The organism is Acinetobacter sp. FY731 (genome assembly GCF_059515905.1).
This window is the reverse complement of record NZ_JCAKNB010000005.1, coordinates 171,800-192,880: the sequence shown is the minus strand read 5'-3', so window position 1 is coordinate 192,880 and position 21,081 is coordinate 171,800. Positions and strand designations below refer to the sequence as shown.

Genomic DNA, 21,081 nt, shown 5'->3' with positions numbered 1-21,081 from the left:
TTAATTGAATGTTAATGTTCATATTACATATTTCCGAAAGGGATGTGTATTAAAAAAATGCGCCATATTGGGCGCATTTTTCATTTAATTTTAATGTGTTAGATTAATATTCCCAGAACATGCGTTGCATTTCTTTTGCATCTTTGGTTTTTGTTAAAGCTAAAGCAGTAAGGATTCTTGCTTTCTGAGGATTTAAGTCGTGTGCAACAACCCATCCATATTTGTCATCTGGTTGTTCTGCATTGCGTAAAACAAAGCCTTGCGGTACACGAGATGAGCGAACAATTTGTACACCTTCTGCTTGTAATTGATTAAGTGTAGGTACAAGGTATTTTGCTACTGAGCCATTACCTGTACCTGCATGAATAATCGCTTTAGCACCTGCTTTTTGGTAAGCAAGATAAGCATCTGGCAACATATTTGTTGAACCATAAACAATTTGTACAAGTGGTAAAGCATCACCTTTGATATTTTCAATATTGAACTCTGATGAGTTATTGAAGCGTTTTGCGACATTGCGGAACCAATATGGTTTGCCTTCAACAATTGTACCTAGTGCTCCCCATTGGCTTTGGAAGGCATTGGTATGAATGTTAATGGTTTTTGATACATCTCGTGCAGCAAAAATGCTGTCATTCATGAGAATCATGACCCCTTTACCTTTGGCACTATCTGATGCTGCAAGTGCTACTGCACTGTAAAGGTTGAGTGGGCCATCTGCTGAGAGTGCTGAAGGTGGACGCATAGATGCAACAAGTACAATAGGCTTATCTGTTTTAACAACAAGACTAAGGAAGAATGCAGTTTCTTCAACTGTATCTGTGCCATGTGTAATTACAACGCCATTTACAGATGGTTTTTTCACTAAGTCATTTACTTGACGTGCAATGCTTAGAAGTTCTTTATCTGTAATGCTTTCAGATGCAATTTGTAGTGCTTGAATACCTGTGACATTGGCTAAGTTTTGAATTTGTGGAACGGCATTTAATAAATCGTCTACTGGGACTTTAGCAGCAGTGTAGGTTGCACTATTGGTTGAGCTTGCACCTGCACCCGCAATGGTACCGCCTGTTGCAACAACGACAACATTATTTTTAGCAAAAGATGAAATTGGAATAATTAAGCTAAGAGAAAGAGCTAACGTGGTTAATGTTTTTTTCATTACATTTCCTTATTTGTTGTCATTTATAAAACATCCTGAATGTTTAATTTAACTAAAGAAAACTGCTCGGGATATAGTCAAAACGAAATATCAAAGTGCAAAGCATCATTTAAAATGATGAATGTTGATATCAAAGGTAATGCAATAAAAAAGCCAAGTGTGAACACTTGGCTTGAGTTTTCAAAAATAATAAATTAACGCATTTTCGCTAAGAAGCGACCTAAGCGAGTAATTGCTTCACGTAATTCATTTTCAGCAGGAAGGAACACAACACGGAAGTGGTCTGGGGTTGGCCAGTTAAAGCCTGTACCTTGAACCAATAACACTTTTTCTGCACGAAGCAAATCGAGCATCAGTTGTTCATCATTCTGAATAGGGTAAATATTCGGGTCAAGCTTAGGGAAGCAATACATTGCACCTTCGGGTTTAACGCAAGAAACACCCGGAATTTCATTGAGCATTTCCCAAGCAATATTGCGCTGTTCGTATAGGCGTCCACCTGGGCGGATTAAATCATTAATAGACTGGTATCCACCAAGCGCTGTTTGAATTGCGTATTGCGCTTGATGATTTGCACATAAGCGCATAGATGCCAACATATCTAGACCTTCAATGTAGTCTAAAGCGCGTGATCTGTCGCCTGTAATTGCCATCCAACCAGAGCGGTAACCTGCAATACGATATGCTTTAGATAAGCCATTGAATGAAACGCAAAGTTGATCGCCTGCAAGTGCTGCAACCGATACGTGCTCAATACCATCGTAAATAATTTTGTCGTAAATTTCATCTGCGAACAAAATAAGGTCGTATTTTTTAGCAAGCGCAACAATTTGCTCTAAAACATGGCGTGGATATACAGAGCCTGTTGGGTTGTTTGGATTGATAATCACAATACCACGTGTATTGGGTGTGATTTTACTTTCCATATCTGCAATGTCAGGATACCAGCTATTTTCTTCATCACATTTATAGTGAATTGCTGTACCGCCAGATAGATTAACTGCAGCTGTCCATAGTGGGTAATCTGGCATTGGAACAAGCATTTCATCGCCATCGTCCAATAAGCCTTGCATTGCCATCACAATGAGCTCAGATACACCATTACCAATATACACGTCATTGACATGCATGTTGAGAATGCCTTTTTGTTGGTAATACTGACAAATGGCTTTACGTGCAGGGAAAATACCTTTTGAGTCTGTGTAACCAACTGCATTTGGTAAGTTTAGTGCAACATCATTAATAATTTCTTGTGGTGCTTCAAAACCAAAAGGAGCAGGGTTGCCAATATTTAATTTAATAATTTTGTGACCCGCTTCTTCCATCTCATTGGCCGCTCGTAACACAGGTCCGCGAATGTCGTAGCATACATGCTCGAGTTTTGATGATTTTTTAATTTCACGACGGGATTGTAGAGTGTTCGACATTTTGATGTTCTCGGAATGAGTGGTAGTCACTTTTGCATAACGGTATAAATAGCTTTTAAATGTCTCTGTGGTTACAAGATCGAGATGATGTTCATCTTTGAGTAATGTAACTATTTTTTCATGCGTAAATCCTGCCTGTTGATATTGCTTAATAACAGGGAGTAGATTTTTAAAAAGAACGCTCTTTTTTTGCGACATTTTTTATCCTGAGTAAGAATATGGTTAAGCCTACCACTAATTTTGCTTACAAAAAAGCAATAAGTAGTTTAGTTGCTCACTTTTATTTGTGATTTTGCTTACTTTTTGCTTTTTTGATCATTATAGGTCTTTTGTAACTTGTAAAAATAAAGACTAGAAATTTTAATATGAATCACGTAAATATAGGATTATCCTATTTAAAACTGCAAGATAGAAAGGTACGTAATCATGGGAAAACTCAATAAAACAGACAGAGAATGGCAAAGAGAGTTATCACCAGAAGAATTTCGTATAACACGTCAAAAAGGCACGGAAGCACCTTTTACGGGTAAATATTGGAATACTCACCAATCTGGAACATATTTCTGTCGTTGTTGTGGGGAGGCATTGTTCACGTCTGAAACAAAATTTGACAGCGGTTGTGGTTGGCCAAGTTTTTATAAGCCAATAACGACTTCAGTAATAGAAGAACAGCAAGATGTATCGCATGGGATGATTCGAACAGAAATTACTTGTCATCATTGCGATGCACATTTAGGACATGTTTTCCCAGATGGACCAGAGCCGACAGGACTACGTTATTGCGTAAATTCGGCATCATTAGAATTAAAATCACAAGAAAAAAATGATGAGGATACTTATCCATGACAAATGTTTATCAATTCGATGCTGAGTTATTAAATGGTCAAAATAAATCTTTTTCAGATTATGAAGGAAAGGTTTTATTGATTGTGAATACAGCTAGCAAATGTGGTTTTACACCACAATTTTCGGGTTTAGAAAAACTGTATCAAAAATATAAAGATCGAGGGTTCCTTATTTTAGGATTTCCTTGTAATCAATTTGGTGGTCAAGACCCAGGTTCGAGTGAGCAAATAGGTGAGTTCTGCCAAAAAAACTATGGTGTAACGTTCCCTATGTTTAACAAGGTAGATGTGAAAGGTGCGGAAGCACATGTTTTATTCCGCTATCTAACAAATAATAGCAAAGGGGTTTTAGGTAATGGGATTAAATGGAATTTCACAAAATTTCTGATTGCTAAAGATGGCACTGTGCTTGATCGATTTGCACCTACGACAAAACCCGAAGCATTAGAAGAAGAAATTGAAAAAGCATTGAAATGAAATATTAAACAAATAAAAAAAGCACATTAAGTGCTTTTTTTATTTGTGTTTGAATACTTATTTATCCGTTAAAATTTTATACTCTTTGAGTAATGAACCAATTTGAGTGTTGTCTAGTTTATTTAAAAGTAGGTGACGTAAAAATTTTGGTCCAGGAATATCAATTTCTTCCCCATCTCTTAAGCGGCCAGTTGCAGCTAATAAACAACGTATGTCGTATGTAGAGTTAAATACTTCAGGTATTCCTCGTTCTATGTCGAGTAGTGTATATACGGCTTCCATTGGCGTACGTACAGAATATTCTGTAGTAAAAATACAATCTCGCTGTTTTGTTTCGGCAAATTGTCCAATAAATGCAAAATTTTTAGAACCACTAGGCACAACATCTGGACGATCACCTGCTTGGCGTGGCATAAAAAAGGATGTGACATAGGGCATCATCACGGGAACAGTTTTAGCACCTGTTCGAGCAAGCTCTGGAATTTCTTCTACGGGTACACCTAGATGGTAGAGCCATTCTTGGGTAATTTCCTCACCTGTACAGTCTTGCATTGGTTTTTTAATGAAGTCTCCAGGTTTTTCAACAAATAAAGAATAAACCCATACAACAATTTGATCTTTAGATTGATTTTTAAAGTGAGGTTGACGATTCACTGTCCAGCTAAGTAACCAAGATGAATCTTTTGCTGTCACAATCCCGCCTGTAACAACTTTTCCACTAAAAGGATCTCTTTTACAAATTTTTTGAATATATTCAGGAATGCGTTTATCAAGCGTGGTTACTGTTGCAGACTCCCATTTTGTTTCGGCAATATTTGAACAAAACTTTTCAGGACGTCCAAAATTTGTATCTTTTTTTGCAATATTTTTCCATAAATCCCAAGCAGGTGCTGGGCCATCTTTTATAATTGCTGGTGTTTGATGATCACCTAAGTCTGAATTTTCAGTTAGTGAACCGATGGTTAAAAACACAAGATCATTTTCAGTTAAAGCGGTACCGCCATTTACCCCATCTTTTGTCCAATGAATATATGTTGCTTGCTTACTTGTTGGTGTAATATCAAAATCGACATCATTTACGACAGTGTTATATTGGAACTGTACGCCGTGACTCGTTAACCATGTGACAATTGGAAGAACAAGAGATTCATATTGATTATATTTTGTGAACTTAAGTGTTGATAGGTCCGGAAGTCCACCAATGTGATGAATGAAGCGATGTAGATATAGCTTCATTTCTAAAGCTGAATGCCATTCTTCAAATGCAAACATTGTTCGCCAATATAGCCAAAAATTGCTTTCTAAAAATTCCGTACTAAAGACTTCATTAATACGCTTATTTTCCATTTCTTCACGAGTAGATAAGAATATTTTTATAATTTCTTTTTGGGCTTTTTCACTTAAGGTAAATAATCCGTTTGTTTTGGCATCTTTGCCTTGTTCAATTGTCGCACGTTGTAAAGAATAGTTAGGGTCGTCTTTATTTAACCAATAAAACTCATCAAGTACACTAGCATTTTCAATTTCTAAAGATGGAATTGAGCGGAATAAATCCCATAAGCACTCAAAATGATTTTCCATTTCTCGACCGCCACGAATCACAAAGCCTTTTTCTGGTTCTTTGATTCCATCTAGTGCGCCGCCAGGGAGTGATTGTTCTTCTAAGATGGTAATGTTATGACCTGACATCTGTCCGTCACGGATTAAAAATGCTGCTCCGGCTAATGAGGCTAAGCCAGATCCAACAAACCAAGCTTTTTTGTTATCTACATTTTTAGGTTTTCGTGGGCGAGCAAAAGCTTCGTAGTTCCCGTTGCTATAGTACATTTTCGATCCTTTTATTATCATTTAAATATTATAAATAGCACGTTTTTTAGCGCTCAGTTTTTATGTTCGGTGCTTCTTTGTAATTTTTTGTTTTTATTGAAAATATTTAAAAAATAAGTTTAATTTTTCTAAAAAAAGGATGTGATTTATATTTAAAATCACATCCTTTTATTGTGGATCAACCAAGTGTTTAAATTATAAAATTGCTTTTAAGCGTTGGATGACTTGTTCACATTGAGCAATATCTGCAACTAAAGCCATACGTACGTGGTTTTCACCAGGATTACCTTGTTCAGTTTCACGTGATAAATAACGACCTGGTAATACTTTAATGTGTGCTTTTTCCATAAGTAATTTAGCAAAAGTTTCATCATTATCGACTTTTAACCAATAGTAAAAACCTGCATCGGGCTTTTGTAATGGAAGTAAATGTCCCAATTCATTTTGGAATAATTCAAATTTAGCACGGTAAAGCTTACGGTTTTCTTCAACATGTGCTTCATCATCCCAAGCTGCAATTGAAGCAAGTTGATGTTGAACAGGCATTGCAGCACCATGATAAGTACGGTATTGCAAATAGGGTTTAAGTAAGTTTGCATCGCCTGCAACAAAGCCAGAACGCATACCCGGTAAGTTTGAACGCTTAGAAAGGGAATGGAAAACGACACAATTTTTATAATCATTACGCCCCATTTCAGCACAAACTTCCAATAAGCCAACAGGTGCTTCATCGAACCAAAGTTCTGAATAGCATTCATCAGATGCAATGACGAAGTTGTATTGATCTGAAAGTGCAATAAGCTTTTTAAATTGTTCTTTCGATAATACTGCACCTGTAGGATTGCCTGGTGTGCATACAAATAATAATGCAGTTTTTTCCCAAACTTCAGCAGGAACAGCATCGAAATCGCCTAAATAATTATTTTCTTCTGTGCAATTGATGAAATATGGTTTTGCACCAGCTAAAAGCGTCGCACCTTCATAAATTTGATAAAACGGATTTGGCATGACCACATAAGGTGCATCATCTCGATTTACTAAGGCTTGAACAAAAGAAAAAATGGCTTCACGTGTACCTGAAACAGGTAAAACTTGAGTTTCAGCACTTATAGAATTTAATTTAAAACGACGAGATAGCCAATTTGCAATACTTTCACGTAGTTCAGGTAAACCTTTACTATTTGGGTATGTAGAAAGATGTTTAAAGTTGTCGATAATCGCTTGTTTTACAAACTCCGGTGCAGGGTGTTTAGGTTCACCAATTGAAAGTGGAATCAAAGGGAGATCCGCAGTTTTCACATCCTGAAAAAGTTTATTTAACTTTTCAAATGGATACGGATGTAATAAAGACAAACTAGAGTTCATGGAGCAAATACCGATTAACTTAGATTAATGTTGTACACAAACTTGATTAGAAGCTTCATCTAATGCTGCTTTAAGTTGGGCAGCAAAAGTTTGAGCTTCTTCCTCAGTCATTGGAATGCCATCTTTCTTGGTGACATAGAAAATATCTTCAGCTTTTTCACCCAAAGTCGCAATACGCGCAGAGTGAATGTCTAAGCCTTGAATCATAAACAAACCACCGACACGTGCCAGTAAGCCTGGATGATCTAGAGTTGCAATTTCAACCATGTTTTGTTGAAGCACTTCATTTAACGTAATGTCCACAGTATTTTCAATATCGAAATGTCGTAATTGACGTGGAATACGACGTTGCATTAAACCGGGATATTGATCTGAATGACTAAGTGCTTTGACTAAAGCTTCAATTACTGTTTTTTCACGCTCAGGGTCTGTTAGCAGTGTACCAAAGCGGTCAAGTACAACGTAAGTGTCTAAACTAAAAGATGTACTTGCTGTAATAATGCGTGCATCTTGAACGTCTAAATTCATACGGTCAAGTACGGCAACTGTAGTGGCGAATAGGTTGGGTTGATCTTGTGTGTAAATAAAGATCTGTACTGCATCTTGTGCATATTTACGATGAGCTCGCATGAGAACAAGCGGAGCTGTATTATCGCTGTGCTGTAAGATGGCACGAGTATGCCATGCAATTTCATCTGCTGACTCTTTAATGAAATATTCATCGCCCAATTCTTGCCAAACTTTTTCGACATCAGATAAGGCAAAGTCATTGACCAATAATTCGCTAGCTGCAAATTTGGTATCTTCAATGAGCATTTGATAATCCACAGGACGTCCTAAACCTGAACGAATTACATCTCTTGCATGGGTGTAAAGTTGACGCATAAGTGATGCACGCCAAGTATTCCAAAGTGTTGGGTTAGTTGCATTAATATCTGCAACTGTTAGCACGTACAGGTAGTCGAGATGCTCCATATCTCCCATTTTTTCAGCAAAAAGCTTCACAATATTGGGGTCAGAAATATCTCTTTTTTGTGCTGTGACAGACATGCCAAGATGGTTTTTGACAAGCCATGCAACAAGATTACATTCACGGTCGGTCAATCCGTGTGCTTTACAGAACTCAATAGCATCTGAAGCGCCAAGTTCGCTGTGATCACCACCACGACCTTTGGCAATATCATGGAAAATGGCAGCAAGATAAACAATGTCACGGCGGACTAGACGTTGAAATACTGAACTTACGACAGGAAAATCTTTTGCAAATTCAGGTGCTTTAAAGCGGTTTAAATTACGAAGTAATAATAGGGTATGAGCATCTACGGTATAAATATGGAACAAATCATATTGCATGAGTCCCATAATTTGTCCAAAAGCAGGAATATAATTGCCTAAAACACCGTAGCGTTTCATAGCATTCATTGTTTCGTATAAACGATCTGGTGATCGAATAATTGACATGAATAATGCTTGATGTTCGGGATTATTTCTAAAATCTTGATCAATACGTTTTGCAGCTAAAGTAAGTAAACGCAAAGTACGTGCACGAATACCATCAATATCTGTTCGATTTGCCAATAAATAGAAAATTTCTAAAATCGCACTTGGTTTTTCAGAAAAAATTTTATGATGTTGAACTGCTAGCTTACCATCTACAATTTTGAAATTTTCGTTAATTTCTTCAATGTTTCGTTCGTAATCGGGCAAGCGAGGGGTAATGACAGATTCATTGAAGTAGGCTAAAAGCATTTCATTTAGCGTTGTGACTTGTTGAGCCGTTCTGTAATAACGCTTCATGAATTGTTCAATTGGATAATTTGCCGATTGACCTTCTTCACGTTCATAGCCAAAGAATGCTGCAATATCACGTTGATAATCGAATAAGAGGCGATTTTCATCTCGCTTGGTTAAGCGATGCAAGTAGTGGCGAATTTCCCACAGGAAACATTCAGCTTCTTCTAAAACACCTAATTCAAATTCAGAAATAAAACCTAAATGTACTAAGTCGTAAATACGATTAACACGAAAATGGCGTTTTGCAATCCAGCCAATTTGGTTGATGTCTCGAATTCCACCCGGTGCATTTTTAATATCGGGTTCTAAATTGCTTTCTGTGTTGTTATGTTGAGCATGGCGTCTTACTTGCTCGTCCATTTTTGCATCAAAGAAGGTTCTGTCTGTCCAAGATTGTGAAACAATACGTCGTGGCCATTTAGATAAATGCTCATTACCTATAATAAGTCGTGCTTCAATTAGCGCAGTTGCAACGGTTAAATCGTTTGTTGCTTGGGTAACACAATCTTGAATGGTGCGAACACTGATTCCTGGTTTGAAATTGCCCACATCCCATAAAGATGAAATAAAGGTTGAAATAAGTTGTTCTTGTTCTTTCGTAATTTCATGTTCAGATAAAATCATGATATCGACATCTGAATAAGGCAACATTTCACGACGTCCATAACCACCCACAGCAAATAAGCCTAAGTTGGTATTTTGAAGTTCGGCATGTTGCCATAAAAATTTCAGTGCTTCATCAATTAAATTAGAACGTGCAAGAATCACTTCACGGATAGACTGTCCTTGATCAAAATACGCTTGTAGTTGATTTTCTACATCTGAACGCCATTGATTAAGTGCTTTAATATCGTGGTCGCTTTTAACGTAATCTTGTAAAGGTAAAGTATTGATCATGAACAGTATCCGTTGTTATATCTTTAACTTAGTTTTGGTTTACAGAGACTAAGCTTGCCGTTAATTTTGCGAGTTCACGTGCCTGATCTGTAGATTCGGCACGTGCAGTTGCAACACCCATACGACGACGTTTAAAGCCTTCTGGCTTACCAAATAATCGTAAGTCTGTATTTGGATTTGCTAAAGCAAGATCTAAGCCAGAAAAAGATAGATTGTGATCATCGACACCTGCATAAATCACAGCACTTGCTGCAGCACTATGGCGAGCAGTATTTACAGGTAAGCCTAAAATGGCACGAGCATGTAATTCAAATTCACTTTGAAATTGTGAAGCAAGTGTGACTAAGCCAGTATCATGCGGGCGAGGAGAAACCTCACTAAACCATACTTTATCTGCTTTTACAAACAGTTCGACACCAAAAATACCACATCCTCCAAGAGCTGTAGTCACTTTATGGGCAATACGTTTTGCTTCTTCTAAAGCGGCGGGAGTCATGACTTGAGGTTGCCAACTTTCTACATAATCACCTGAATCTTGAAGATGCCCAATCGGATCGCAGAAAGAAGTTTCAATTTCACCTGTTTCTGGGTTTTTAGAGCGTACAGTTAATAGAGTAATTTCAAAGTCGAAATCTATTTGCGCTTCTACAATTACTGTTCCTTGATTTACACGACCTCCTGTTTGAGCATATTCCCAAGCAGCATCGACCTCATCGAAAGTTTTAACACGAGATTGACCTTTACCTGAAGATGACATGACAGGTTTTACAAAGTTTGGATAGCCAATGTCATCACATGCAGCACGGAAAGATTCTAAGGTGTTGGCAAAACGGTAAGCTGAAGTAGGTAAACCTAGCTCTTCTGCAGCAAGGCGTCGAATACCTTCACGGTTCATCGTTAAGTTTACGGCTTTGGCAGAAGGGATGACGGTTGCAATATTTTTTTCTTCAATTTCAACCAGTACTTCTGTCGCAATAGCTTCAATTTCAGGAATGATTAAATGTGGTTTTACTTGATGAATCAAATTTTTTAATTCTTGGGCATCTGCCATATTAATTGTATAAGCATGATGTGCAACTTGCATTGCAGGTGCATTGTCATAACGATCTGCTGCATGTACTTCTACACCTAATCGTTGTAGTGAAATCACCACTTCTTTACCTAGTTCACCTGAACCTAAAAGTAAAACTTTAACAGCAGAAGATTGAAGTGGGGTACCAATAGTCACGCTCATGTAAATCATCCATGCTTGATTTTATGGACTTTTAGCATAGCAGAACTAGCACAACTATTAAGTGTGGATTCACATAAAATAATGATATTGTCTAACAATTTTTTTTATAACTTTATTCAACAATATCATCTTTGAAATTTAAGGTTTTTTTAGAGTCTATATTTTAAAACGGCACTGGGTAGTATGTATAAACAAGCCCATATACCAAAGCCGCAGTGAGTGTTGCAGGTACAATTTGCTTAAATTTGAAATATAAGCCTGTCAGTACGGTGAAACCTACAAGCATGGCAAAACTTTTATTAGGAGTTTCTAATAATGGTGGCAGTGTAGCAACAACAAGCATAGAGCTAATCGCGGCAATACCAATACTACCCAATGCGATTTTTACCCACAATACACCACGTTTTTGACTACCTTCAAGGCGCTTTTGAATAAAATAAAATGGACCAAATCGTGATGCAAAGTTAGCAACACCAACAATAATACCAATTAGGATAATCTCAAGATTCATGATGATCTCCTACAAGTGCTTCATCATGTTGTTTGAGCACATAATGTTTAAATAAGCCTGCAAAAATACCAGATGTAATACCAATGAAAATTGCAGCCGAAAGGTCGATAAAATAACAAGAAATAGCAGATACAATAATGGTAATAGCCACAATAAATGTATGTTTACGCTCAAAAGCAGCCAATAGGAAACTAAGGAATAAGGCAGGTAGTAAGAAGTCTAAAGCAGCTTGTAGAAATTGAGGTAAGTTACTGACTTGATCTGCAAATAAACCGCCAAGTAGTGAGCCTAAAGCCCAAGACATCCAGCTAAATAAACTTAGACCTAACATCCAAGATTCAGACCATTCTTGACGTCTTTGAGAAAGTTTAATCATACCTGAAGCAAAGACTTCATCTGTTAAGCCCCAAGCCCAAATTGCTGTTTTTTTAAGGTTGAGTTTATTTTGAATTAAGTTTTGTAAAGCAGGACCATATAGTAAATGCCGAATATCTAAGGCAATAACGGTAAGAGCTGTCATCCAAATAGACGTGCCACTTCCTAATAACGCGACAACTAAAAACTGACTTGCACCTGCATACATAGAACAGGAAAGAAATAAGGCTTCCCACGCAGTAAAACCAAATTGCGTTGCAGATACACCAAATGCAAATGAAACTGGAAGATAGGTAAAAATAATGGCTTGGCTATCTTTAGCACCTTGCCAGAATCCTGCGGGTTTTAAAATTGTTGTTTTTCCCAAAGACACATTTCACCTTACAAAGTATTAAACAAATAAATAAATGTAGATTGAGTATTCTAGCTGAATTTACTAGCATAGTGCCTGATTGTTTTACGTAGCATGAATAAAATGTTGAAGTTTAATGTTCGTTCTTTATTGATAGTTTCTTTATTGAGCAGTGGGTTGTTATTACAAGCGTGTGGAAATAATGATTCGAAAGATCAAACAGTTGAAATTAAGCCTGCACCAAAGCTGACGAATGATGCAACGACTTATGCACATTCAGCATGGGAGTTTATTAATAAGGTTGATCCGCTTGTTTATGCTAATAATATTGATCAATTAGAAGAACAAGTGCGTAAACCTGCACGTAAATTAAGTACAGATTGGCGTATCAATGTAAAAATGACAGACTCTGTGACGGAAGGTAAATATGCTTTGTGTCGTAAGGCTTTAACGAGTCTAGAAATTTGGGCACGAGAAGTAATTGATAAGTCAGGTGCAGTTGATCAGAAAAAAGCAGATTATGAGCGTGATAAAGCACAATGTAAGGATGCAATTGATAATCCTGAATTAGGCAATACAGATCCGAAAAAAATTGGTGTTTAATTTCTAATAAAGCCATATAAAAAAGCAAAACATTTAGTTTTGCTTTTTTTATAATTTTTAAATTTAAGCTTATGAGTCGATTAAAATTTTTAAGGCTAAACCAAGTAAAATAAGCCCCATAAAGTATTTTTGTACTTTAGCCCAAAAATAATTCTTTTGTAAAAATAAGGCAATACTTGCTGCAGAAATCACAATAAGTGCATTTACTGATAGGCTAATAGCAATTTGTACCAAGCCTAAATAAATAGATTGTAAAAATGTAGAATAATTAACATCTATAAATTGGGGTAAAAGAGCAAGGTACATTAACGCAATTTTAGGATTTAGTATGTTTGTGATAAATCCCATACTAAAAAGTTTTAAATTGGAATCATGATGCAAGTTGTGAACTTCAAAAGGTGAATGACCTTTGGGTTTTAACGCATTCCAAGCTAACCATAATAAATAAAGTGCCCCGAGTATTTTAATGGTGTTATATAAATAGGGCAGCTTAAATAAAATAGCAGTAATGCCTAATGACGCCAAAATCATATAGAAAAAGAAGCCAAACCCCACTCCAAGCAATGAAATTAAACCTGCTTTTTTGCCTTGAGAGATAGATCTAGAAATTAGGTAAATCATATTTGGTCCTGGGGAAAGAACCATAATGAGAGAGATTAATGAAAAACTGACTAAGTTAGAAAGAATCATTGAGGATGTTCGCGGGTGGTATGAGCTATATTTTGCAACTGTTGATAATCGAGGATTTCAATTTTCTTGAATGCGATTCTAATAATATCTTTTTTTTCTAAAATTTGTAATTCTTGATTAACGGTTTGCCTTGAACAAACAAGCATTTGTGCAAGTTGCTCTTGAGATAGATGGATGACGTTATGATTGATTTGTCGTAAATTTCCATATCCACCTAAAATAACCAATAAGCGTTGAGCAAGCCGTTGGGAAATAGTTTGTGTTTGAATGGAAATGAGTTCTACAAATGCAAAGCGTAATTTTTGACTCGTTAATTTTGCGATATAGAACCAAAATTGAGGATTTTGTTCTAATAATTGAATTAAATCTTGTGCATGAATATGAAGAATAATTGATTTTTTAACAGAAATAGCATCATGAGAGCGAGGTTGTTGATCGACAAGAGAGATTTCACCAAACCACATAATGGGTTCTACAATTGCAGCAATGGCTTCTTTACCTTGAATATTAATATAGCCTAAGCTAACTGTACCATCTAAAACTGCGTATATGCCGTTAAAAAAATCTCCTGAAAGAAATATTTTTTGATCTTTTTCTATATGTAAAAGCTGCGCCTTATCTAAAATAAAATTTTGAAAAAGTGACGGAAGTTCAGAAAACCAAACATTATTTTCTAATTGTTTTATATAGTTTAGATCTAACATGAAATATCCTTTTTCTTCTTATTGGAATTGTCGGGTAGCCGACAACTTGCCTATTTAATATCTTATATATTGTAAGAATAATATAAGCAAGGAGATTGCTATGACTCGATTAGAAAAATTATTAAGCCAATATGCTGCTTATCATTTAGACCGTAAAAATGTCTTTACACATTTTATTGGTATTCCTTTGATTGTATTTTCTATTCTATGTTTAACCGCAAAAGTTGGCTTTGTTGTAGGTGGTGTTTCAATTACGTTAGCATTATTACTTATTGTTGTAAGTGTCATTTATTATTTGAGTTTAGATGTCATTTTTGGTGTGATTATGGCAGCTATTTTTGCAATTGCTTATCCGTATGCACTCATGATTACTGAAATGTCTATTACTCATTGGCTTACATTGAGTATTTCAGTGTTTGTAATTGGGTGGGTTTTTCAGTTTGTTGGACATTTTTATGAAAAGAAAAAACCTGCTTTTATGGATGATATCGTGGGTTTAGCAATAGGACCATTATTTGTGTTGGCAGAGTTTGTATTCTTAATGGGTTTACGTAAGCCTTTAGAAAAAAGGATGCTTGAGGAAGCACGAAAAATGCGCCAAGAGATGGATCAAAAATCTCTAAAAGCTGTAAATGCAGACTAATCTGATGCTTTAAACACATAAAAGCCCCATTAATAGGGGCTTTTATCATAAGTTTTAATGAGCGCTTAAATCGATTTTAAAATAAGAAAACAGCCAAATAATAAAATGAATATTCCGATATAAAACCGTATGACTTTAAGAGAGGGCATAAGCGTATCGGTTGTAGATAAAATCATTGGATTGCAGTTAGGTAGCGATGGTTTACTTCTTGCCAGTCAATGACGGCATAAAAAGCTGCAATATATTCAGGGCGACGGTTTTGGTACTGTAAGTAATACGCATGCTCCCATACATCTAAAGCAAGAATTGGGGTATTACCATGCATAAGTGGGGAGTCTTGGTTGGCACTGCTTTCGACTACAAGTTTCTTTTCAGGTGTGACGCATAACCATGCCCATCCACTTCCAAAACGACTAATCGCTGCTTTGGTAAAAGCTTCTTTGAATGCATCAAAACCACCTAGCTCTTGCTCAATCGCAAGAGAAACTTGTCCAATTGGATTGCCACCACCTTGTGGACTCATAATTGTCCAAAACAGAGAATGATTGGCATGACCACCTGCATTGTTAATCACGGTATGTTTTAAAGGATTTGGTACATCATTTACGCGAGATACTAAGCTTTCAATATCTAACTTTTCCCATTCTGTTCCTTCAATAGCAGTATTGATATTATTGATATACGTTTGATGGTGTTTAGTGTGATGAATTTCCATAGTTTTTGTATCAACATACGGTTCAAGTGCATCGTATGCGTATGGAAGTGCAGGCAGAGTATATGCCATAGAGAATTCCTTTTTAATTTATGTTGTATGTGTGAGTGTAGGTGAATAAGGACACTTAGTAAATACAAATGATAATCATTATTATATGTAATTTATTTTTATTTTATAGATAGATAATAAAAAAGCCCCGAATTCGGGGCTTTTTTTTCAATATAATTTATACATTGAAACGGAAGTGTAAAACGTCGCCATCTTGAACGATGTAAGTTTTACCTTCTAAACGCCATTTACCAGCTTCTTTCGCACCAGCTTCACCGTTGTATTGAACGAAATCATCGTAAGCAATACATTCAGCACGAATAAAGCCTTTTTCAAAGTCAGTGTGAATAACGCCAGCAGCTTGAGGAGCTGTAGCACCTACTTTAACAGTCCAAGCGCGAACTTCTTGTACGCCAGCAGTGAAGTAAGTTTGTAAACCAAGAAGTGAATAACCTGCACGAATAACCACGTTCAGACCTGGTTCTTCCATGCCCATTGCTTCTAAGAATTCAGCGCGATCTTCATCTTCTAAAAGAGAAATCTCTGCTTCAATTTGGTTGCAAAGCGGAACAACAATTGCATTTTCTTCGGCAGCTAATTTTTTAACAGCATCTAAATGTGGGTTGTTCTCGAAACCATCTTCAGCAACGTTAGCAATGTACATGGTTGGTTTTAAAGTCATTAGACCAAAGCCACGTACTAGTTTACGCTCATCATCATCAAGGTCAGCTGCACGAGCAGGTTTACCTTCATCAAGTAATGGCTGAATTTTTTCTAAAATTGCTTTAGTTGCAATTGCTTCTTTATCGCCACTTTTAGCAGATTTTGCTAAACGAGTAATTGCTTTTGCAACAGCTTCAAGGTCTGCAAGTGCAAGTTCAGTGTTGATTGTTGCAATATCATCTAACGGGTCAATTTTACCATTTACGTGAATTACGTTTTCATCTTCAAAACAACGAACAACGTGTGCAATCGCATCTGTTTCACGAATGTTTGCAAGGAATTGGTTACCTAAACCTTCGCCTTTAGATGCGCCAGCAACTAGACCTGCAATATCCACAAATTCCATAGAGGTTGGAATAACGCGTTGCGGCTTAACAATTTCTGCTAATTTGTCCATGCGAAGATCAGGTACAGGAACGATGCCTGTGTTTGGTTCAATCGTACAGAATGGGAAGTTTTCTGCAGCAATAGCAGCTTTAGTCAATGCATTGAAAAGTGTAGATTTACCAACGTTCGGCAAGCCGACAATACCGCAATTAAAACCCATGAAATGACTCACACAGTGTTATATGAAAAATTGTGAATGATTTTACATGAAAGCCATGACAAAGTCAGGTCATGGCTTCTGAGTTTTTTGAAAAGCACGATGAATAAAGGGGCTTTGTATTTGGAGATGTTATATTGGGGGAGTGGCGTTCTAAAATAATTGGAATTTGATCACCAACTTAACCGCTTCGACATTGTAATTTATATGTCGTATGACTAAAGTAGAGTCGTATAAAAATAGGACCATTTTTAGCTATTTAGGAGAATTTATGCGAACTTTGTACCAGTTTCCTTTATCACATTTTTGTGAAAAAGCACGTTGGATGCTAGATCATAAAGAACTGGAATATGTGGCGCATAATTTAGTCCCAATTGTACATCGTGCATTTGCAAAACTAAAAACAGGGCAATACAAACTGCCTATTTTGCATGATCGAGAACAATGGATTGCTGATAGTACTAACATTGCGTTGTATTTAGATGAGGTTTATCCAGAGCGTACATTATTACGTGCAGAAAAATTACAAAGAATTGAAGCCTTAGAAATTAATGATTTAGCCAATGAATTAGGACGACACGTACGACGTTGGACAATGGCACATGCGCTTTCTAAAGATGAAGAATCCCTTAATCTTTTAATTGGTGAAAAAGGCTATTTACGCCAATTTGAAAAATATTCGAAACCCATAATGAAAAGCTTAGTTTCCAAAGGCTTGAAATTAGATGAAGCACAGATTCAAGATTCTAAAATTAAAATGGATGAACTCGTACAGGTGTTAAATCAAAAACTAGTAGATCAACAAGGACGTTATTTTGTTGGGGATCGTTTAGGTTTGGCAGATATTGCCGTATGTTCAATGCTTGCACCTATTTTGGAAATTGAAGGCACACCATGGGAAAAAGAGCATGGTGAAATATCATCTGAAGCGTTTAGAGTGTTTAAAGTAGCATTGTTGGATATGCCTCTAGGGCAATATGTATTACGAATTTATCAAACAGAACGTAACGCTCGAGTAGATTGGCGTGGTGTTTAACGTGATTAAAATGTCATAAATAATTTTTAGAATAATTCCATATTTTAGTGAAAAGATGTGGAATTTTTTATTTAAGTTCTCTTTTGATCATAAAAAATACGATAAATAGCAAGATAATTGAAATTTTTTTCAATTATCTATGTTATATCTAATATCAATCTTATCGCATTGTTCCAAACATAAAAAATAACAGGAGGATATGATGGAGTTAGATCGTTACGACAAGCATATATTGGAAATTTTAACCAATGAGGATGTGAATTTAAATGAGCTGTCTGAGCGTATTAATCTATCTGTCAGCTCGGTACATCGACGTATAAAAAACTTAATTGATACTAAAGTTATTTCAGGTTTAAAGCGTGATATAAATTATCAAAAATTAGGTTTTAGTTTGCATGTTTTACTACAAGTTTCACTGAGTAAACATGACACAGATACTTTTGCAAAATTCTTAGAAGAACTTGAAAATATTCCTGAAGTGATTAATGCATTTTTAGTGACGGGGCAATCGGCAGATTTTATTGTTGAAGTAATCGCAAAGGATATGGAAAATTATAGTGAAGTGTTATTACGCAGAATTGGCAAAATTGAACATGTCGTTGCGTTACATTCGAGCTTTGTGATTAAAGAATATAATGTATTTAACTGTAATGGTTTGTTGAGTGGGGTTTAATTTTTTCTGAACGTATAGAATGAAGTTTGGTTGAAACATCAAACTCATGAAAATAGTTCTTAAATTTTTAAGCATTGAGCTTTTAATTGCCTTGTTGTGGATAGGCCTAGATACTTTTTATGTCTATTTCAAAGTTCCTTATATATATTCCAAATATTTAGATACTTTGTGGTATTTGCTGACTTATTTATTCTGGCTTTGGGGAAGTAAAGCATTATTTAAACAGTATACAATCATTAAGAAATATGGATTTAGATTAGTCCTTGCTTTTGTTCTTTGGATTCTGACATTACCCATTTATTTGGTTTCAATATTGAGTTTTCATGTTGCGATGAGGTGGTCACTTTAATATCATTGAAAATGATTACAATATTTTAAACAATATAAAAAATGCACCCTAAGGTGCATTTTTTATTTACTGAATAATTTTATGCATCTAATTCTGCAAGAACGGCATCAGTGAATTCAACGTTTGTATATACGTTTTGAACATCATCAAGATCTTCAAGCATATCAATCATTTTCATGATTTTTTTCGCTTGATCGATATCCGTGATTTCAGCTTTCGTAGAAGGACTCATCACTACTTCTGCATTATCTGATTTAAGACCAGCAGCAGATAAAGCATCTTGTACATCACCAAATGCTTCTGGTGTTGTAATAACTAAGATTTCATCTTCATCAACTTCAATATCTTCAGCACCAGCTTCTAATGCAACTTCCATGATTTGATCTTCTAAAGAAACATCTTCAAAAGTAATCTCACCACGTTTTGTAAATAAGAAAGCAACAGAACCGTTGGTACCTAAGTTACCATCAGTTTTAGAGAAGCAATGACGTACATCAGGTACAGTACGGTTTAAGTTATCTGTCATTGTTTCAACAATAACTGCAACACCACCAACGCCGTAACCTTCGTAAGTAATTTCTTTTAAATCGTCGTTATCTTCGCCACCAGCACCACGTTGAATAGCACGGTTAATCACATCACGCGTCATGTTTACAGACAATGCTTTTTCTACAACAGCACGTAGACGAGGGTTGCTACCTGCATCTGGGCCGCCTAGTTTTGCAGCAGTTGTTAATTCACGGATGTATTTGGTAAAAAGTTTACCTCGGCTCGCATCTTGTTTTGCTTTGCGATGCTTAATATTGGCCCACTTGGAATGACCCGCCATGCGAAATGCTCCTTGTAGATTGGCTGTATGCCGATCGAATTGTGCAAATTCTACCATAAGCGGTTTTTTCGGATAAAGTGTTTCAAATCAAGATTTGTTCAGTTTAGTTAAACTTTTTTTGAAATATGTGCCTTTGACACAAAATAGAAAATATGAACGGCTATTTTTATCGTTAAAGGGTTTGAAAATGTAAAGTTGAAAAGAAAAAGGGATATAAAGCGCTTAGGTTTTATATCCCATATTTATTATTTTGCTTCTGGAATCACGATATCTAGACCCACTTTATCTTTATAAAGCTGTTTAAGTAAGGCTAAGTCATGGTTAATTTCTGTAGGATGGATTTTTCCTAAAATACCGCCACGCTTATTTTTTGAGTCTGCATACATTAAAACAATAGGAACATTTGCAGCTTTTGCAATATGCCAAAAACCCGTACGAATAGGGCGGCGTTCTTCACCATTTTTTGCACGGGTCGCTTCTGGTGCAATGACTAAGTTAAACTTATCGTTCTTTTCAAAATGCTCAACCATTTGTGACACGATATCTTTGCTCGATTTTCGGTCGACAGGAATACCACCCACAGCATCTAAAAGTGGTTTGAATGGTCCTTTAAATAATTCTTTTTTAATGAGTGTATGAATTTTTATATTGTAAATTTGGAATAGGGCAATTGAAAGTACGGCATCCATCATTGAGGTATGTTCGAAGCCAACAATCACTTGTTTATCTTCGAGTACATTGTCTTCAACTTTGTAAGTCCAGCCTGATAATTTGAATGCAGTATCGCCAAGAAATTTTTTTAACATAAGAATGAATTTAACGTGTAAGCTCGAAATGCCTAATTTCTACTTATTCAATAAAACAGTCAACATTAAATTTATAAATGCGATATAGAATGGTAGTAAAAGTAGTGTTTTGAGAAATTTTGTGCTTTAAATTTGGAGCATGAATGGTTAATTAATATAAAAAGTATTACTTTAAATATAAAATAAGTCTTAGTTGTGGTGATTTATTACTATCCAAATTTAAAAATACTTATTAGACTTTTGTCGTAAATGAAATCTATCTGTTCAAATTAAATTCGACTATTCATTCTTTGGAGTGGTAAATGACGTATTTTCCAGCATTTGTGTTTGCTATAGCAATGTTAACTATTGTTGTTTTATGGTCTGTTGTTGAATTTGCTTTACAAAACCGTAAAGATGAATGTTTAGATTCTCCTGAAATTTAATAATAATTTTACAGATATCCGTCTTAA

At 35.9% G+C, this 21,081-nt stretch carries 21 protein-coding genes; 7 read left to right on the top strand and 14 right to left on the bottom strand.

Annotation, left to right across the window (positions count from 1 at the left end):
- Nucleotides 1–103: 103 nt before the first annotated feature.
- Both AC5YC8_RS08980 and AC5YC8_RS08975 read right to left on the bottom strand, forming a co-directional pair.
- Nucleotides 104–1,162, bottom strand: a complete 1,059-nt coding sequence (locus AC5YC8_RS08980) for an asparaginase (protein ID WP_496164276.1) — start codon at nt 1,160–1,162, stop codon at nt 104–106.
- Between the two features lie 194 nt (nt 1,163–1,356).
- Nucleotides 1,357–2,787, bottom strand: coding sequence for a pyridoxal phosphate-dependent aminotransferase (locus AC5YC8_RS08975; RefSeq protein ID WP_496164275.1), 1,431 nt, complete (start codon nt 2,785–2,787; stop codon nt 1,357–1,359).
- Nucleotides 2,788–3,015: 228 nt separating this feature from the next.
- On the opposite strand from AC5YC8_RS08975, the gene msrB reads away from it, so the two are divergent.
- Nucleotides 3,016–3,435, top strand: coding sequence for a peptide-methionine (R)-S-oxide reductase MsrB (msrB, locus tag AC5YC8_RS08970; protein WP_496118719.1), 420 nt, complete (start codon nt 3,016–3,018; stop codon nt 3,433–3,435).
- Nucleotides 3,432–3,911, top strand: a complete 480-nt coding sequence (locus tag AC5YC8_RS08965) for a glutathione peroxidase (protein WP_496118721.1) — start codon at nt 3,432–3,434, stop codon at nt 3,909–3,911. Before msrB ends, AC5YC8_RS08965 begins: the two co-directional genes overlap by 4 nt.
- A 57-nt stretch (nt 3,912–3,968) precedes the next feature.
- Here the strand turns inward: AC5YC8_RS08965 and AC5YC8_RS08960 are convergent, their stop codons facing one another.
- The 6 genes from AC5YC8_RS08960 to AC5YC8_RS08935 all read right to left on the bottom strand — a co-directional run bounded on the left by AC5YC8_RS08960 (nt 3,969) and on the right by AC5YC8_RS08935 (nt 12,266).
- Entirely contained in the window at nt 3,969–5,738 is a 1,770-nt protein-coding gene (locus AC5YC8_RS08960) for an oleate hydratase (RefSeq protein ID WP_496118723.1), read from the bottom strand.
- Nucleotides 5,739–5,933: 195 nt separating this feature from the next.
- Complete coding sequence (gene dapC / locus AC5YC8_RS08955) at nt 5,934–7,103, bottom strand: succinyldiaminopimelate transaminase (protein WP_496118725.1); 1,170 nt, start codon at nt 7,101–7,103, stop codon at nt 5,934–5,936.
- A 24-nt stretch (nt 7,104–7,127) separates the two neighbouring features.
- The gene (gene glnD / locus AC5YC8_RS08950) at nt 7,128–9,794 is read right to left on the bottom strand and encodes a [protein-PII] uridylyltransferase (RefSeq protein ID WP_496164274.1); all 2,667 of its coding nucleotides are present in this window, start codon (nt 9,792–9,794) and stop codon (nt 7,128–7,130) included.
- 28 nt (nt 9,795–9,822) lie between these two features.
- A complete protein-coding gene (gene purT, locus AC5YC8_RS08945) occupies nt 9,823–11,037 on the bottom strand; it encodes a formate-dependent phosphoribosylglycinamide formyltransferase (protein WP_496118729.1) in 1,215 nt (404 codons plus the stop codon).
- Between the two features lie 154 nt (nt 11,038–11,191).
- Entirely contained in the window at nt 11,192–11,539 is a 348-nt protein-coding gene (ygaH, locus tag AC5YC8_RS08940) for an L-valine transporter subunit YgaH (RefSeq protein WP_496164273.1), read from the bottom strand.
- Nucleotides 11,529–12,266: an AzlC family ABC transporter permease gene (locus tag AC5YC8_RS08935; protein ID WP_496118781.1), complete on the bottom strand. Its 738-nt coding sequence runs from the start codon at nt 12,264–12,266 to the stop codon at nt 11,529–11,531. The genes ygaH and AC5YC8_RS08935 overlap by 11 nt, the downstream gene beginning before the upstream one ends.
- Nucleotides 12,267–12,389: 123 nt before the next feature.
- On the opposite strand from AC5YC8_RS08935, the gene AC5YC8_RS08930 reads away from it, so the two are divergent.
- On the top strand, nt 12,390–12,869 hold the full coding sequence (locus tag AC5YC8_RS08930) for a hypothetical protein (RefSeq protein ID WP_496164272.1): 480 nt from the start codon (nt 12,390–12,392) through the stop codon (nt 12,867–12,869).
- 69 nt (nt 12,870–12,938) lie between these two features.
- Here the strand turns inward: AC5YC8_RS08930 and AC5YC8_RS08925 are convergent, their stop codons facing one another.
- Nucleotides 12,939–13,559, bottom strand: a complete 621-nt coding sequence (locus AC5YC8_RS08925) for a LysE family translocator (protein ID WP_496164271.1) — start codon at nt 13,557–13,559, stop codon at nt 12,939–12,941.
- The gene (locus AC5YC8_RS08920; RefSeq protein WP_496164270.1) at nt 13,556–14,263 is read right to left on the bottom strand and encodes a Crp/Fnr family transcriptional regulator; all 708 of its coding nucleotides are present in this window, start codon (nt 14,261–14,263) and stop codon (nt 13,556–13,558) included. The genes AC5YC8_RS08925 and AC5YC8_RS08920 overlap by 4 nt, the downstream gene beginning before the upstream one ends.
- 100 nt (nt 14,264–14,363) lie before the next feature.
- Here AC5YC8_RS08920 and AC5YC8_RS08915 point away from each other — a divergent pair, with 100 nt between their 5' ends.
- On the top strand, nt 14,364–14,906 hold the full coding sequence (locus tag AC5YC8_RS08915) for an Mpo1 family 2-hydroxy fatty acid dioxygenase (protein WP_496164269.1): 543 nt from the start codon (nt 14,364–14,366) through the stop codon (nt 14,904–14,906).
- A gap of 172 nt (nt 14,907–15,078) precedes the next feature.
- On the opposite strand, the gene AC5YC8_RS08910 is transcribed toward AC5YC8_RS08915, so the two are convergent.
- Together AC5YC8_RS08910 and ychF are read right to left on the bottom strand one after the other, a co-directional pair.
- Nucleotides 15,079–15,690, bottom strand: coding sequence for a superoxide dismutase (locus tag AC5YC8_RS08910; protein ID WP_496164268.1), 612 nt, complete (start codon nt 15,688–15,690; stop codon nt 15,079–15,081).
- A gap of 157 nt (nt 15,691–15,847) precedes the next feature.
- Nucleotides 15,848–16,939: a redox-regulated ATPase YchF gene (gene ychF / locus AC5YC8_RS08905; RefSeq protein ID WP_496118740.1), complete on the bottom strand. Its 1,092-nt coding sequence runs from the start codon at nt 16,937–16,939 to the stop codon at nt 15,848–15,850.
- 268 nt (nt 16,940–17,207) lie between these two features.
- On the opposite strand from ychF, the gene AC5YC8_RS08900 reads away from it, so the two are divergent.
- Together AC5YC8_RS08900 and AC5YC8_RS08895 are read left to right on the top strand one after the other, a co-directional pair.
- Complete coding sequence (locus AC5YC8_RS08900) at nt 17,208–17,972, top strand: glutathione S-transferase family protein (RefSeq protein ID WP_496164267.1); 765 nt, start codon at nt 17,208–17,210, stop codon at nt 17,970–17,972.
- A gap of 202 nt (nt 17,973–18,174) precedes the next feature.
- Nucleotides 18,175–18,645 (top strand): Lrp/AsnC family transcriptional regulator, encoded by a 471-nt coding sequence (locus AC5YC8_RS08895; RefSeq protein WP_496118783.1) that lies wholly within the window; start codon nt 18,175–18,177, stop codon nt 18,643–18,645.
- A 428-nt stretch (nt 18,646–19,073) separates the two neighbouring features.
- Here AC5YC8_RS08895 and AC5YC8_RS08890 read toward each other — a convergent pair whose 3' ends face one another.
- On the bottom strand, nt 19,074–19,823 hold the full coding sequence (locus tag AC5YC8_RS08890; RefSeq protein ID WP_496118785.1) for a YebC/PmpR family DNA-binding transcriptional regulator: 750 nt from the start codon (nt 19,821–19,823) through the stop codon (nt 19,074–19,076).
- Nucleotides 19,824–20,068: 245 nt separating this feature from the next.
- Nucleotides 20,069–20,629: a 1-acyl-sn-glycerol-3-phosphate acyltransferase gene (locus AC5YC8_RS08885; protein ID WP_496164266.1), complete on the bottom strand. Its 561-nt coding sequence runs from the start codon at nt 20,627–20,629 to the stop codon at nt 20,069–20,071.
- A gap of 302 nt (nt 20,630–20,931) precedes the next feature.
- Between AC5YC8_RS08885 and AC5YC8_RS08880 the strand changes: the two genes are divergently transcribed.
- A complete protein-coding gene (locus AC5YC8_RS08880) occupies nt 20,932–21,054 on the top strand; it encodes a hypothetical protein (protein WP_496118745.1) in 123 nt (40 codons plus the stop codon).
- Nucleotides 21,055–21,081 lie beyond the last annotated feature (27 nt).

Excerpts from the sequence above, each read along its gene's own strand:
- ychF (WP_496118740.1), bottom strand. The coding sequence starts at position 16,939 with ATGGGTTTTAATTGCGGTATTGTCGGCTTGCCGAACGTTGGTAAATCT.
- AC5YC8_RS08915 (WP_496164269.1), top strand. The coding sequence starts at position 14,364 with ATGACTCGATTAGAAAAATTATTAAGCCAATATGCTGCTTATCATTTA.
- AC5YC8_RS08965 (WP_496118721.1), top strand. The coding sequence starts at position 3,432 with ATGACAAATGTTTATCAATTCGATGCTGAGTTATTAAATGGTCAAAAT.
- AC5YC8_RS08880 (WP_496118745.1), top strand. The coding sequence starts at position 20,932 with ATGACGTATTTTCCAGCATTTGTGTTTGCTATAGCAATGTTAACTATT.
- dapC (WP_496118725.1), bottom strand. The coding sequence starts at position 7,103 with ATGAACTCTAGTTTGTCTTTATTACATCCGTATCCATTTGAAAAGTTA.
- ygaH (WP_496164273.1), bottom strand. The coding sequence starts at position 11,539 with ATGAATCTTGAGATTATCCTAATTGGTATTATTGTTGGTGTTGCTAAC.
- AC5YC8_RS08910 (WP_496164268.1), bottom strand. The coding sequence starts at position 15,690 with ATGGCATATACTCTGCCTGCACTTCCATACGCATACGATGCACTTGAA.
- AC5YC8_RS08925 (WP_496164271.1), bottom strand. The coding sequence starts at position 13,559 with ATGATTCTTTCTAACTTAGTCAGTTTTTCATTAATCTCTCTCATTATG.
- AC5YC8_RS08975 (WP_496164275.1), bottom strand. The coding sequence starts at position 2,787 with ATGTCGCAAAAAAAGAGCGTTCTTTTTAAAAATCTACTCCCTGTTATT.
- AC5YC8_RS08895 (WP_496118783.1), top strand. The coding sequence starts at position 18,175 with ATGGAGTTAGATCGTTACGACAAGCATATATTGGAAATTTTAACCAAT.
- glnD (WP_496164274.1), bottom strand. The coding sequence starts at position 9,794 with ATGATCAATACTTTACCTTTACAAGATTACGTTAAAAGCGACCACGAT.
- AC5YC8_RS08890 (WP_496118785.1), bottom strand. The coding sequence starts at position 19,823 with ATGGCGGGTCATTCCAAGTGGGCCAATATTAAGCATCGCAAAGCAAAA.
- AC5YC8_RS08920 (WP_496164270.1), bottom strand. The coding sequence starts at position 14,263 with ATGTTAGATCTAAACTATATAAAACAATTAGAAAATAATGTTTGGTTT.
- AC5YC8_RS08900 (WP_496164267.1), top strand. The coding sequence starts at position 17,208 with ATGCGAACTTTGTACCAGTTTCCTTTATCACATTTTTGTGAAAAAGCA.
- AC5YC8_RS08980 (WP_496164276.1), bottom strand. The coding sequence starts at position 1,162 with ATGAAAAAAACATTAACCACGTTAGCTCTTTCTCTTAGCTTAATTATT.
- AC5YC8_RS08960 (WP_496118723.1), bottom strand. The coding sequence starts at position 5,738 with ATGTACTATAGCAACGGGAACTACGAAGCTTTTGCTCGCCCACGAAAA.
- AC5YC8_RS08885 (WP_496164266.1), bottom strand. The coding sequence starts at position 20,629 with ATGTTAAAAAAATTTCTTGGCGATACTGCATTCAAATTATCAGGCTGG.
- AC5YC8_RS08930 (WP_496164272.1), top strand. The coding sequence starts at position 12,390 with ATGTTGAAGTTTAATGTTCGTTCTTTATTGATAGTTTCTTTATTGAGC.
- purT (WP_496118729.1), bottom strand. The coding sequence starts at position 11,037 with ATGATTTACATGAGCGTGACTATTGGTACCCCACTTCAATCTTCTGCT.
- msrB (WP_496118719.1), top strand. The coding sequence starts at position 3,016 with ATGGGAAAACTCAATAAAACAGACAGAGAATGGCAAAGAGAGTTATCA.